12 protein-coding genes are annotated in these 12032 nt (G+C 71.7%); 4 read left to right on the top strand and 8 right to left on the bottom strand.

The genetic code is table 11. From position 1 onward, the window contains the following. The first annotated feature begins 2 nt into the window (after positions 1–2). On the top strand, positions 3–773 hold the full coding sequence (locus tag NUT86_RS31495; RefSeq protein ID WP_148591004.1) for a sirohydrochlorin chelatase: 771 nt from the start codon (positions 3–5) through the stop codon (positions 771–773). A 22-nt stretch (positions 774–795) separates the two neighbouring features. Here the strand turns inward: NUT86_RS31495 and NUT86_RS31490 are convergent, their stop codons facing one another. The 4 genes from NUT86_RS31490 to NUT86_RS31475 form a co-directional block, all read right to left on the bottom strand. Further along, the gene (locus NUT86_RS31490; RefSeq protein WP_274738659.1) at positions 796–2463 is read right to left on the bottom strand and encodes a glycoside hydrolase family 13 protein; all 1668 of its coding nucleotides are present in this window, start codon (positions 2461–2463) and stop codon (positions 796–798) included. A 141-nt stretch (positions 2464–2604) separates the two neighbouring features. Beyond that, positions 2605–3453: a carbohydrate ABC transporter permease gene (locus NUT86_RS31485; protein WP_274738657.1), complete on the bottom strand. Its 849-nt coding sequence runs from the start codon at positions 3451–3453 to the stop codon at positions 2605–2607. Beyond that, positions 3450–4340, bottom strand: a complete 891-nt coding sequence (locus NUT86_RS31480; RefSeq protein WP_266443534.1) for a carbohydrate ABC transporter permease — start codon at positions 4338–4340, stop codon at positions 3450–3452. Before NUT86_RS31480 ends, NUT86_RS31485 begins: the two co-directional genes overlap by 4 nt. Positions 4341–4438: 98 nt before the next feature. Next, positions 4439–5764: an extracellular solute-binding protein gene (locus tag NUT86_RS31475; protein WP_109893585.1), complete on the bottom strand. Its 1326-nt coding sequence runs from the start codon at positions 5762–5764 to the stop codon at positions 4439–4441. Positions 5765–5912: 148 nt separating this feature from the next. On the opposite strand from NUT86_RS31475, the gene NUT86_RS31470 reads away from it, so the two are divergent. Next, a complete protein-coding gene (locus tag NUT86_RS31470; RefSeq protein ID WP_229838414.1) occupies positions 5913–6944 on the top strand; it encodes a LacI family DNA-binding transcriptional regulator in 1032 nt (343 codons plus the stop codon). 175 nt (positions 6945–7119) lie between these two features. Then, entirely contained in the window at positions 7120–7341 is a 222-nt protein-coding gene (locus tag NUT86_RS31465; RefSeq protein WP_148589083.1) for a hypothetical protein, read from the top strand. Between the two features lie 108 nt (positions 7342–7449). Here the strand turns inward: NUT86_RS31465 and NUT86_RS31460 are convergent, their stop codons facing one another. From NUT86_RS31460 to NUT86_RS31450, 3 genes are read right to left on the bottom strand one after another with little or no spacing between them, the layout of a single operon-like run. Further along, positions 7450–8616 (bottom strand): acyl-CoA dehydrogenase family protein, encoded by a 1167-nt coding sequence (locus NUT86_RS31460; RefSeq protein WP_109893579.1) that lies wholly within the window; start codon positions 8614–8616, stop codon positions 7450–7452. 40 nt (positions 8617–8656) lie between these two features. After that, entirely contained in the window at positions 8657–9841 is a 1185-nt protein-coding gene (locus tag NUT86_RS31455; RefSeq protein WP_274738651.1) for a CaiB/BaiF CoA transferase family protein, read from the bottom strand. Next, positions 9838–9981 carry a hypothetical protein gene (locus NUT86_RS31450; RefSeq protein WP_274738650.1) on the bottom strand — a complete coding sequence of 48 codons (144 nt, stop codon included), beginning with the start codon at positions 9979–9981 and terminating at the stop codon, positions 9838–9840. Before NUT86_RS31450 ends, NUT86_RS31455 begins: the two co-directional genes overlap by 4 nt. A gap of 120 nt (positions 9982–10101) precedes the next feature. Here NUT86_RS31450 and NUT86_RS31445 point away from each other — a divergent pair, with 120 nt between their 5' ends. Next, positions 10102–10938 carry an alpha/beta fold hydrolase gene (locus tag NUT86_RS31445; protein ID WP_274738648.1) on the top strand — a complete coding sequence of 279 codons (837 nt, stop codon included), beginning with the start codon at positions 10102–10104 and terminating at the stop codon, positions 10936–10938. An 89-nt stretch (positions 10939–11027) separates the two neighbouring features. On the opposite strand, the gene NUT86_RS31440 is transcribed toward NUT86_RS31445, so the two are convergent. Continuing rightward, positions 11028–11888 carry a dienelactone hydrolase family protein gene (locus tag NUT86_RS31440; RefSeq protein ID WP_148589086.1) on the bottom strand — a complete coding sequence of 287 codons (861 nt, stop codon included), beginning with the start codon at positions 11886–11888 and terminating at the stop codon, positions 11028–11030. Positions 11889–12032: the final 144 nt, after the last annotated feature.

The raw sequence follows: 12032 nt of genomic DNA, 5'->3' as shown, positions 1-12032 counted from the left end.
CCATGGACACCCGCCCCACGCTTCTCGTCATCGCCCACGGCAGCCGCGACCCGCGGCACGCCGCGACCGTCTCCGCGCTCTGTGCGCGGGTGCGGGCGCTGCGGCCGGGGCTGCGGGTCGAGGTCGGCTATCTCGACTTCAACGCCCCCCGGGTGCCGCGGGTGCTGGAGCGCCTGTCGGCCGAGGGAGTGCGGGACGTGGTGGCGCTGCCGCTGCTGCTGACCCGGGCCTTCCACGCCAAGTCCGACATCCCGGCGGTACTGCGGGAGGCGGCCGTCCGGCTGCCCCTGCTGTCCATCCGTCAGGCCGACGTGCTGGGCCCGTCGTCCCTCCTGACCGCCGCGCTGGAGCGCCGGCTGGAGGAAGCCGGGCTGCGGCCCGGTGACCGTCGTTCGACCGGGGTCGTCCTGGCCTCGGCGGGCTCCTCGGACCCGGAGGCGAGCGCAGTGATCGCTGAAATCGCGCGGGAGTGGTGGCGCACCGCTGGTTGGTGTGCCGTGCGTCCTGCGTTCGCCTCCGCATCTCTTCCCCGCACCGCGGACGCCGTACGGGCGCTGCGTGCCGAGGGCGTCCGGCGGGTGGCCGTCGCCCCGTACGTCATCGCCCCCGGCTTCCTCCCGGACCGGATCGCCGCCGGCGCCCGCGAGGCCCGCGCCGACCTGCTCGCCCCCGTGCTCGGCCCGGCGCCCGAGCTGGCCCGTCTGCTGCTGCGGCGCTACGACAGCGCGGCCCTGGCGCACGCCCGTGGGGACCTGACGGCGCTGAGCGCCTGACAGGTCCCCGGGGCGCGGCCGGTCAGCGCGTGGTGCGCAGCCAGACCGTCGTCCACGGCGGCAGCTGGTCGCCGGTGACCGGCGCGGAGCTCAGCAGCAGCTCACCGGCGGGCAGCGGCCGGGGCTCGTCCGTCAGGTTCGATACACACTCCCAGCCGCCCGAGCGGCGGAAGTGCAGGATGCCCCGCTCGGTCGCCGAGGTGTCGTCGGCCCATTCCAGCGCCTCGTCGGCCACCAGCCGGCGACGGGTGGCCAGCGCGGTGCGGTAGAGCTCCAGGGGCGCGGACGCCTCGTCCTGCTGTGCCTCGACGGACAGCGCGCCCCAGCCCGGGGGCTGCGGCAGCCAGGAGCCGCCGCTGCCGAATCCGTACGAGCTGCCCTCGCGCCGCCAGGGCAGCGGCACCCGGCAGCCGTCCCGTCCCTTCAGCGCACCGCCACTCCGGGTCCATACCGGGTCCTGCAGGCTGTCGCGGGTGAGGTCGGCGACTTCGGGCAGGCCCAGTTCCTCGCCCTGGTACACATAGGCCGAGCCGGGCAGCGCCAGCATCAGCAGGGTCGCGGCCAGGGCCCGGCGCAGGCCGAACTCCCGGTCCAGGGCGGGTTCCTGTCCGTCGGAGAGCAGCCAGGCCTCTTCGTCGCGGCCGGCCGGGAGGCCGTAGCGGGAGGCGTGCCGGATCACATCGTGGTTGGAGAGCACCCAGGTCGCGGTCGCCCCGGCCGCCCGTGCGTCGGCGAGCGCGGTGTCGATGGAGGCCCGCAGCTCCGCGGCGTCCAGGGAGGCCTTGAGGAAGTCGAAGTTGAAGGCCTGGCCGAGCTCCTGCGGGGTGGCGTAGGCGGTACGGCGGGAGCTGCGCACCCAGGCCTCGGCGACGGCGACCCGGGGCGGGTCGTACTCGTTGAAGACCTTGCGCCACTCCCGGAAGATGTCATGGACCTCGTCGCGGTCCCAGAAGGGGTGGCTGCCGTCCTCGGGCAGGTCGCCGGGCGTGTAGCCCTCGACGGTGCCGATGTCGCGGAGCGGAGCGGCCAGGTCCTTCGCCAGCCCGTGTGCCACATCGACCCGGAAGCCGTCGACGCCGCGGTCGGACCAGAAGCGCAGCGTGGTGCGGAAGTCCGCGCGGACCTCGGGGTTGTCCCAGTTGAAGTCGGGCTGCTCGGGGGCGAAGAGGTGGAGGTACCACCAGCCGTCGGGCAGCCTCGTCCAGGCGGGGCCGCCGAAGCAGGAGATCCAGTCGGTGGGCGGCAGTTCACCGTGCTCGCCCTTGCCCTCGCGGAAGACATAGCGATCCCGTGCGGCGGATCCGGGCTCGGCGCGCAGCGCCTCCTGGAACCACACGTGCTGGTGGGAGGAGTGGTTGGGCACGATGTCCACCATCACCTTGAGGCCCAGGCGGTGTGCCTCGGTGACCATGGCGTCGAAGTCGTCGAGGGTGCCCAGCCGCGGGTCGACATCGCGGTAGTCGGCGACGTCGTAGCCGCCGTCGGCCAGCTCGGAGGGGTAGAAGGGGCTCAGCCAGACGGCGTCCACGCCCAGGCTCGCGAGGTAGGGCAGCCGGGAGGTCACTCCGGGGAGGTCACCGATGCCGTCGCCGTCGGAGTCGGCGAAGCTGCGCGGGTACACCTGATAGACGACGGCCTGCCGCCACCAGTCGGTGGTGTCGCGGGCGGGGTCGAGGTGCTGTGCGGTCACGTGGAGGCCTTTCGGGGCGGGAGCGGACGCATGGGGGCACCTCCCAGCGGTAGCTGCGGGAGGGGTACGGCGCGGTGCGGCGCCGGGTCGGACCGGGTGCGGCGGGGGCGGCCACGGGGCCGGCCGGCACGGGGGCCGGGGTCATCCCTTCACCGCGCCGGAGGTCATGCCCGAGACGATCGAGCGGCGGAAGATCATGACCAGGACGCCGATCGGTACGGTGGCGGCCACGGCCCCCGCGAAGAGCGTCCCGTAGGGGACCGTGTACTGGCTGGTGAACAGGGCGATGCCGACCGGAACGGTGCGGTGGCCGTCCTCGCTGTTGAAGGTCAGCGCCAGGAGGAACTCCGCCCAGGTCGCGGTGAAGGTGAAGATGCCCGCGGTGAACAGTCCCGGCCGGGCCAGCGGCGCGATGACGGTCAGGACGGTGCGCAGCGGTCCTGCGCCGTCGACGGTGGCCGCCTCCTCCAGCTCACGGGGGATACCGACCAGGTAGTTGCGCATGATCCAGATGGCGAACGGCAGATTGAGCGCGACATAGGGCACGATCAGGCCCGCGTAGCTGTTGAGCAGCCCCAGTTGGCGCTCCAGCAGGAACAGCGGCACGACCAGCGCGATCGGCGGGAAGACGGACAGCATCAGCAGCGTGGTCATGATGGCGCCGCGGCCGCGCAGCGGGGTGCGGGCCAGGGCGTACCCCGCGAAGAAGGACAGCCCGAGCACGGCGACGGTGGAAACAGAGGCCACCAGCACACTGTTGAGCAGATAGCGGCCGATGCCGTTGCGGACGAAGGCCTCCGCGTAGTTGCCGAACGTGGCCGCTTCCGGTACCAGGCTGGGCGGGGCGGCGCTGATCTCGCCCGGCCCCTTGAAGGACGACGCGATCATCCAGTACAGCGGCAGTGCCGACAGCACCACGATCGCCAGACCGCCGAGGTTGACGGCGTTGAGGTACCGGCGGATGCCGGAGGCCGGTGCACGGCGGTTCATGCCCGCCCTCCTTCGTCGGCCTGCGTCTTGAAGACCCGCAGGAAGAGCAGACAGCAACTGATCACGATCACGGCGGTGGTGGTGGCCACCGCGGCGCCCCGGCCGATGTCGAGGTTCTGGAAGAGCGTTTTGTAGCCGAGCATCGCCAGGGATTCGGTGGCGGTGCCCGGTCCGCCCTGGGTCAGGACGAACGGCAGGTCGAAGATGCCGAAGGCCTGCAGGATGCGGAAGAGGACGGCGATGGCCATGATCGGCCGCAGCTGCGGCAGGGTCACCTTCCAGAACGTCGTCCAGGCGCCGGCGCCGTCGATCTCTGCCGCCTCGTAGACATCGCCGGGAATCAGCATCAGCCCGGCGAGGACGACAATCGCGACAAAGGGTGTGGTCTTCCATACATCGACCACCACCATGGCGCCCATGGCGGAGGCCGGCTGCCCGAGAATGTCCGGCTGGCGGCCGAGGATCTGCTCGAAGATCCAGGTCAGCCCGCCATAGGTGCCGTTGAAGAGATAGCCCCACAACTGGGCGGCGACGACATTGATCAGCGCCCAGGGCAGCAGCAGCACCGCCAGCACCCAGCCGCGGGCGGCCCCCAGCCGTTCCAGCACGAGCGCCGCGGCGGTGCCGAGCACCAGCTCCAGCAGGACGGTGACGGCGGTGAAGCCGAAGGTGAAGACGAGCGCATAGCGCCATTCCGGGCTGCTCAAGACGGCGGCGTAATGGTCGCCCGTCAGGGACAGCAGACGGAACCCGCCGTATTCCAGGCGGACATCGGCGAAGCTGAGCAGCAGCGAGAAGAGCACCGGGAAGACCGTCACGGCGGCGATCACGATCAGCGCCGGCGAGGCGAAGAACCAGCCGGTGCGCGCCCGTCGGCGCCGGCTCATCCGGGCCGGTCCGCCGCCGCGCGGTCCGGGTCCGGCCGGCGGTCCGGCCGGCTGCGGGTCCGGGCCCCGCGCGACGGTCGCGGAGGAGGTAACGGCATTCACAGGGCCCTGCCTTCCAGCGCGGTCCGGATGTCGGCGCGGGCCGCGCGCACGGCCTGGGCGGGCGTGGCCCGGCCGCCGGTGACGGCGTTGGCCTGGGTGTAGAGCGCCTTGCTGACCTGGGGGTAGTACGGGGTCTGCACCGGCCGGGCGACCAGCCGCAGTTCATGGGCCCGGGTGAGCGTCGGATCACCGACCCGGCGGGCCTCCGGCCGGGTCAGCACCCCTTCGAGTGCCGGAATCACCCCGGCGTGTTTCAGCAGGATCATCTGCGCCTCCTCTCCGGCGCAGAAGCGGGCGAAGGCGACCGCGGCCCCGAGGTGATGGGAGTTGGGATTGACGAAATTGCTCCAGCCGCCGGCGCAGCTCACCCCGCGCGGACCGTCGCCGTCGAAGCCGGGGCGGGGGACGACCCCGACCCGGCCGGCCACCTTGGAGACCGAGCGGTTGGCCGCATTGCCCCAGGCGTAGGACCAGTTGCGCAGAAAGACGCCGCGGCCGCCGGTGAAGGCGTCCTGGGAGTCCGCTTCCGCGTAGGTGGTGACCGTACGGGGCGTGACCCCGGTCTCGGTGAATTCCCGCATCAGCGCGAAGGCCCGCTCCGCGCCCGGCCCGTTCAGCGCCACCCGGCCCGCGTCGTCCAGTACGGGGGCCTCGGCGTCGGCCAGGAACTCGGCGACATTGCAGGTCAGCGACTCCGATACGGAGGCCTGCCAGAGAAAGCCGTAGGCGGCGTCCCCGGCCCGCTGGATCCTGCGCGCCGTGCGCAGCAGCTCCTCCCAGGTGCGGGGCACCGGCAGGCCGTGCTTGGCCAGCAGATCCTTGCGATAGAAGAGGAAGGAGTTGTCGGTGTAGAAGGGCAGGGCGTACACGGCTCCGCGGTACTCGCTGACCCGTCGCAGGGCCGCCGGATAGTCCCCCCAGAAGTCCTTGGGCAGCAGCGTCTGCACCGGCAGGGCAAGGGAGTTGGCGCCGAACTGGGCCGGCCAGGTGGTGTCGCCCAGGTAGACGTCGGGGGTGGGTGAGGCCCCCGCGAGCTGGGTGGTGACCGCGGCGCGGTTGCCGTCGGTGGTGCTGAGGGCGTTCGATTTCCGGACACGGAGGTGCGGATGGCGGCGCTCGAAGGCACGGATGATCAGGTCGGCCACCACCGGACCGTTCCGGGAGGGGATTTCGGACACCCACCAGACGAGGGTGGCCGGGGTACGCGGGACGTGGGCAGCCTGGGTCAGCAGGGTGTCCAAGGGCTTGCCCGCGCAACCGCTGGTGAGCCCGGCTCCGGCGGCGAGACCGCCCGCGAGCAGGGTTCTGCGGCTCAAGGCCATGAGTGCTCCTCACGTCTTGGCTGCCATCGATGACAGCGCTTGCAGGCTAGAAGTGGCCTTGTCACCAGGTCAACGGTTCGTGAACAACAGATTTCCTTGTGGATCTACTGGCAACGCTGTCATCGTCATTTTGTGCTAGCGTCCCGGCATGTCCTCAGCTCGGAGCGAGGCCACGATGGCCGATGTGGCCCATCGGGCGGGGGTTTCGGTATCCACGGTGTCGCGCACTCTGCGCGGACTGTCGACGGTCTCGGACACCACACGCGCCCGTGTGGAGGAGGCGGCCCGCGAGCTCTCGTTCGCGATCACCCGCAGCGCTTCCAGTCTCGTGACCGGCCGCACCGGACGGGTCGCCGTACTCCTCCCGCACCTGGAGTCGTGGTTCCTGAGCGCGGCGCTGGCCGGTATGGCGCCCGCGCTGCGCGAGGCGGGTCTCGACCTGCTGGTCTACAGCGTGGCCGATGTGCGCGAACGTGCCGATTTCTTCGACCGGTTGCCCGCCCGCCGCAATGCCGATGCCCTGCTCGTGGTGAGCTTCTCGCTCACCCCCGCCGAGCGTGCCCGCCTGGACGACCTGGGCATGCCCCTCGTGTTCGTCAGCCAGCACGCCCCGGGGCGCCCCAGCGTCTACGTGGACGACGCGGACGCCGCGCTGCGGGGCACCCGCCATCTGATCAATCTCGGGCACCGGCGGATCGCGTTCCTGCAGACGGTCGACGCGACGGGCTTCCACTGGAGCAGCAAGAACCGGCTCGCCGGACATCTGCGGGCCCTCGACGAGGCGGGGCTGGAGCACGACGAGGAACTCGTCATGAGCGTGCCGGGCTGGAAGGGCAGCGGGATGGGCGCGGCGGTGGGCCGGCTGCTGAGCCTCCAGGACCCGCCGACCGCCCTGTTCACCGAGACCGACGATATGGCGTTCCGCCTGCTGGCGGCGCTGCGGGAGGCCAATGTCCCGGTCCCCGGGCGGGTTTCGGTCATGGGCTTCGACGACCACGTCATGGCCGGGGTCCTGGGCCTGACGACACTGGCCCAGCCCGCCGCCGACCTGGGGCGCACCGCCGTACGCCTGGCCCGGTCGGTGATCGACGACTCCGACGGCGCCCATCAGCGCCACATAGTCCTGCCGACCGAACTCGTCCCCCGCGGCAGCACGGGGCCGCCGCCTTCGGGAAGCTAGGCCGCGTCCTTGCGGATCAGCCCCCGCCCGGCCGATCCGCAAGACCCACCCCGAACCGTCCCCGAACCGTCCCCGAACCGGGCCGGCGACGTGCGCCCCGCGAAAAACCGCTCGCGGCAGGACGGCTGTGGCACCACGATGAGGTGCCCGGAGTGGGCATGACAGGGGGAGACGGATGTCGAAGGCGCATGGGTTCACCTATGAGGAGCTGGGCGACGGATCCGTGGTGATGCGCCATCACGGACGTCGGGCGGCGGTGGTGCGGGGCGGCCGGGCCGAGCGGTTCCTGCGGGAAGTGGCGTCCGGCGACGCCCAGTTGGTGATGGCCCGGTGGACGGGCAACTACCGGCGGGGCAACGAGCGGTCGGCCCGGCAGCATCCGAGGAACGCCGGGTGACGGTGTCCGGGGCCGGTGTCAGGACGTCAGCTCTCCGGGTGGGTGGCGGCGAACACCGCGTAGGCGTCGGGCACTGTCCGGACGATCCGTTCGCCCGCCGCCCGGCCGTCACACGTCAAGGCCGCCCCGCTCGACGAGCTGGTCGGCGATCACCTTGCGCTGGATCTCGTTGGTGCCCTCGCCGACGATCATCAGGGGCGCGTCACGGAAGTACCGCTCGACGTCGAACTCGGTCGAGTATCCGTAACCGCCGTGAATACGCACCGCGTTGAGGGCGATCTGCATCGCGGTCTCGGAGGCGAACAGCTTCGCCATACCGGCCTCCATGTCCACCCGCCGCCCGGCGTCCGCCTCGCGTGCGGCGTGCAGTGTGAGCTGGCGCGCCGCCGAGAGGGACGTGGCCATGTCTGCCAGGTAGTTGCCGATCGTCTGGTGCTGCCAGATCGGCTTGCCGAAGGACTCGCGCTCCTGGGCGTAGGCGAGTGCGTCCTCCAGCGCCGCCCGGCCGACGCCGAGGGCCCGTGCGGCGACCTGGATCCGGCCGGTCTCCAGCCCCTTCATCATCTGGGCGAACCCCTTGCCCGTGACGCCGCCGAGCACGGCACCGGCCGGCGCGCGGTAGTCGTCGAAGGAGAGTTCACAGCTCTCGACGCCCTTGTAGCCGAGCTTGGGCAGGTCGCGGGAGACGGTCAGACCGGGCCCGTGCTCGACGAGGAGGATCGAGATGCCCCGGTGCGCGGGGGTGGCGTCGGGGTCGGTCTTGCACAGCAGGGCGATCAGCCGGGACCGCCGGGAGTTGGTGATCCAGGTCTTCGAGCCGTTGATCACGTAGCCGTCCGGGTCCCTGCGGGCAACGGTGCGCAGGGCCTGGAGGTCGGAGCCGCCGCCGGGTTCGGTCAGGGCCATGGTGGCCCGGATCTCGCCGGTGGCCATCCGGGGGAGGTAGCGGGTCTTCTGTTCCTCGGTGCCGAAGTGCAGCAGCAGCTTTGCGACCACGGTGTGGCCGCCCATGGCACCGGCCAGGCTCATCCAGCCGCGGGCGAGTTCCTCGGTGAGGAGCACATAGCAGGGCGTGGAGACCGGAGTGCCTCCGTACTCCTCGGGGACGGCCAGACCGAAGATCCCGAGGCGCTTCATCTGCTCGATCAGGGCCGCGGGGTAGGTGTCGGCGTGTTCGAGCTCCCGGACCACGGGCCGGACGTCCTTGTCGACGAAGCCGCGCACCGTCCCGACGATGGCCCGCTCGTCCTCGGAAAGACTGTCGAGAGTACTCACGCTGTGCTTCTCCTTGCCGGCGGGCGCGGGGGTGGCTTCGTCAGATGACGTGGTGGGCGCGGAGGCTTTCGATCTCGGCGGTGCCGTGTCCCAGCTCGGCCAGGATCCGCTCGGTGTGTTCGCCGACGGCGGGGACGGCGTCCATGCGCGGGGCGGTCCCGGCGAGGTCGGCCGGCGGCAGGAGCGCCGGCACGGTCCCGCCGGGAATCCCCACGTCGCGCCAGCGGCCCCGCTCCCGGAGCACCGGGTGGTCGAGGAACTGCTCGACGCTGTTGACCCCGGCGTTGGCGATGCCCGCGGAGTCCAGCAGCTTCGTCACCTCACGGCTGTCCGACCGCCGGAACCGTTCGGCCACGATCGCGTTCAGCGCGTCCCGGTGGGTCACCCGGTCCGGGCCGGTGGCGAAGCGCGGATCGTCCACCAGGTCCGGGCGCTCCAGGAACCGCTCGCACAGGGCGGCCCACTCGCGCTCGTTCTGGATGGAGAACAGCACCTCCTGCCCGTCGGCCGCGGTGTAGGCCCCGTACGGCGCGACGGTCGCGTGCTGGGTGCCGAGCCGCGGAGGCTGGGTGCCGCCGAACCGGGTGTAGTAGGCGGGCTGGTGCATCCATTCGGCCAGCGCCTCGAAGAGGGAGACCTCCACGGCGCGCGCGACACCGCTGACCGCCCGGGTGTACAAGCTGGTCAGGATGCCCGAGTAGGCGTACATACCGGCGGCGATATCGGCGACCGACACCCCCGCACGGGCGGACTCCTCGGCGGTTCCGGTGAGGGACACCAGACCGGTCTGGCACTGGATCAGCAGGTCGTACGCCTTGCGGTCGGCCCAGGGCCCGGTGGTGCCGTAACCGGAGATGGTGCAGGGGATCAGCGTTTTGTGCCGCCCCGCAAGAGACGCCGCGTCCAGCTCCAGCCGGGCGGCCGCGCCCGGGGCCAGGTTCTGTACGAACACATCGGCGCCGGCGAGCAGTTCCTCCAGGATCTCCCGGCCACGCGTCGACTTCAGGTCCAGGGTCAGGGACTCCTTGGACCGGTTGAGCCATACGAAGTAGCTGGACTGCCCCTGCACCGTGGTGTCGTACCGCCGGGCGAAGTCGCCTCCGTCAGGGCGTTCCACCTTGATCACACGTGCGCCGAGGTCCGCCAGTTGGCGGGTGGCGAAGGGGGCCGCCACGGCCTGCTCGACGCTGACGACGGTGATGCCGGAGAGCGGAAGCTCGTTCATACGGTGACCTCCAAGGCTGAGGGAGCACGGCGGCCCGGCTGCTGCTGCTGCTGCTGCTGCTGCTGCTGCTGCTGCTGCTGGAAGCATGCGATCAGGCGCCGGGTGAGCGCCACCCGGCCAGTGACATCATGAACATGCATGGCAGGGGCAAGGAAAGAGCGAGAACTGATGGTGCCATGCCGGATGAGCATGGCCGCTCAGGAGCGAGCGGTGGACCTCAAACAACTGGCCGCTTCGTCCGGGAAGACCCGAGGAACGGCATGACAGACCCCCCTCAGCAGCTCCACGCCTCGACCCGTGCCCAGGACGGCACCGTCCTGGCCTATCAACGTCACGGCTCCGGCCGCCCGTTGGTGCTCCTTGCCGGACAGGCGAACAACCACCACTGGTGGGACGGTGTGCGCGAGGACTTCCACGCCACACACACCACGGTCACCATGGATTACCGCGGCACCGGGGCAAGCGGCAAACCCGACGGGCCCTACTCCACCCGGCTGTTCGCCGACGATGTGATCGCGGTCCTGGACGACCTGGGTGTCGAGCGGGCCGATGTGTACGGGACCTCCATGGGCGGCCGCGTCGCCCAGTGGGTCGCCGCCCGCCACCCGGACCGGGTCGGCCGCCTCGTCCTGGGGTGCACCTCACCCGGCGGACCGCAGGCACAGGAGCGGGACGCCTCGGTACGGCGCGCCCTGTCCCAGGCCGACCCGACCGCGTCGCGGCAGGCCCTCCTCGACCTGATGTACTCCCCTGCCTGGCTGGCGGACCATCCCGGCCCGTACACGACGCTCGGCGACCCCGGGATGCCCCCGCACGCCCGCCGGGGCCATCTGGTGGCAAGCAACGAGCACGACGCCTGGGACGCGCTCCCCCGGATCGTGGCGCCCACCCTGGTGCTGCACGGCGATCAGGACCGGCTCACGCCCGCGGCCAACGCCCCGCTGCTCGCCGCCCGTATCCCCCGGGCCCGGATGCACCTCATCACCGGCGCACGCCACGCCTACTTCCAGGAATGCCGCCCCCGGGCCGGCCGCCTGGTCAGGGCCTTCCTCGCCGGCCAGGAGGACCTTCCGCTCCCGGAGGCCGGACACGGCTGACCGGGCGGGTCCCCGAACGCCCGCCGGCCGGGCCGCGGCTCACCTCGCGCCTCCCGTTCCGCGAGGCCGTCCGTGGCGTTCCGCCCACGTCACGCACCTGCCCCCACGCCCTCCGTGTCCGCGAGCGGGCCCTGTTCGAGCAAGCGCGTACGGAAGAGGTCGAGCACCCCGTCCAGCGCCGCGCGGGTCGGCTGGCCCGGTGCGTCGATGAGGTGCTCGGTCAGTACGGCGTGCGGCGACTGCACCGCGTCGGGACGCGCGGCGGAGTCGTCCAGTTCGACGGCGGTGAACGCCTCGCCGAGCTCGCGGCGCAGAAAGGCGAACCGGTCACCCGGTACCAGCCGGTCCCCGCGGAACCGGAGCCCCATGACCCGAAGGCCCTCGCGCTCACACCGACCCCGGACGGCGGCGAGTTCCTCGGCGGAGATATCGGTGGTGCCGGCCCGGCTCTTGGTAACGGGCAGCGGCATGGACGGCTGGGACAGGACGGGGGCGAGAAGGCGCTCGTCGGTGGCCATGGCCAGGGCGAAGCCCCCGGTGAGACACATGCCGACGGCCCCGACGCCGGGGCCGCCGCAGCGCTGGTGCTCGTGCGCGGCCAGGGCCCGCAGCCAGGTCACCACGGGGGAGGATTTCCCGGTGGCCAGCACGGTGAATTCCCGGCTCACGCACACCTTTCCGATGGACGAGGCCATATAGAGTCCGGCCTTCAGCCGGCCGATGTGCGCGGGATCGGCATCGCGGCCCGGCGTGCCGAAGAGCACCGGGAGCACGGCGGTGCAGCCGATGGCCGCCACGCGTTCCGCGAACTCCAGCACCTTGGGCGTGATCCCCGGTATTTCCGCCAGCACGATCACGGCGGGCCCCGTGCCACGCCGCAGAATCCGGCGGGTGGTGCCGTCGTGGGTGAAGGTGCCGCGGTCAAAACCCGTCAGGTCATGATCTGCCATGGAAGCCCCCGCTTCGGTCGGTCGCTGCTCGGACTGGTCCGGTGCGGCTCTCCGGCCGGGGCGTCTCGCCCCCGTCCGGCGCCGTTCCCGCGCCGAGACTACCCAGCGGACGCCGCTCGTAGGACCTGATTTAACGCGCCCTCC

The organism is Streptomyces sp. G7(2002) (assembly GCF_028870195.1).
In the GTDB taxonomy this organism is placed as follows: Bacteria; Actinomycetota; Actinomycetes; order Streptomycetales; family Streptomycetaceae; genus Streptomyces; species Streptomyces nigrescens.
Note: the sequence above shows the minus strand (reverse complement) of the source record. Positions and strands in the feature narration are given on the sequence as shown.

Coding starts and splice junctions, on each gene's coding strand:
- NUT86_RS31485 (WP_274738657.1), bottom strand. CDS start 3,453: ATGAACCGCCGTGCACCGGCCTCCGGCATCCGCCGGTACCTCAACGCC.
- NUT86_RS31450 (WP_274738650.1), bottom strand. CDS start 9,981: ATGCATGTTCATGATGTCACTGGCCGGGTGGCGCTCACCCGGCGCCTG.
- NUT86_RS31475 (WP_109893585.1), bottom strand. CDS start 5,764: ATGGCCTTGAGCCGCAGAACCCTGCTCGCGGGCGGTCTCGCCGCCGGA.
- NUT86_RS31455 (WP_274738651.1), bottom strand. CDS start 9,841: ATGAACGAGCTTCCGCTCTCCGGCATCACCGTCGTCAGCGTCGAGCAG.
- NUT86_RS31480 (WP_266443534.1), bottom strand. CDS start 4,340: ATGAGCCGGCGCCGACGGGCGCGCACCGGCTGGTTCTTCGCCTCGCCG.
- NUT86_RS31465 (WP_148589083.1), top strand. CDS start 7,120: ATGTCGAAGGCGCATGGGTTCACCTATGAGGAGCTGGGCGACGGATCC.
- NUT86_RS31470 (WP_229838414.1), top strand. CDS start 5,913: ATGTCCTCAGCTCGGAGCGAGGCCACGATGGCCGATGTGGCCCATCGG.
- NUT86_RS31440 (WP_148589086.1), bottom strand. CDS start 11,888: ATGGCAGATCATGACCTGACGGGTTTTGACCGCGGCACCTTCACCCAC.
- NUT86_RS31495 (WP_148591004.1), top strand. CDS start 3: ATGGACACCCGCCCCACGCTTCTCGTCATCGCCCACGGCAGCCGCGAC.
- NUT86_RS31445 (WP_274738648.1), top strand. CDS start 10,102: ATGACAGACCCCCCTCAGCAGCTCCACGCCTCGACCCGTGCCCAGGAC.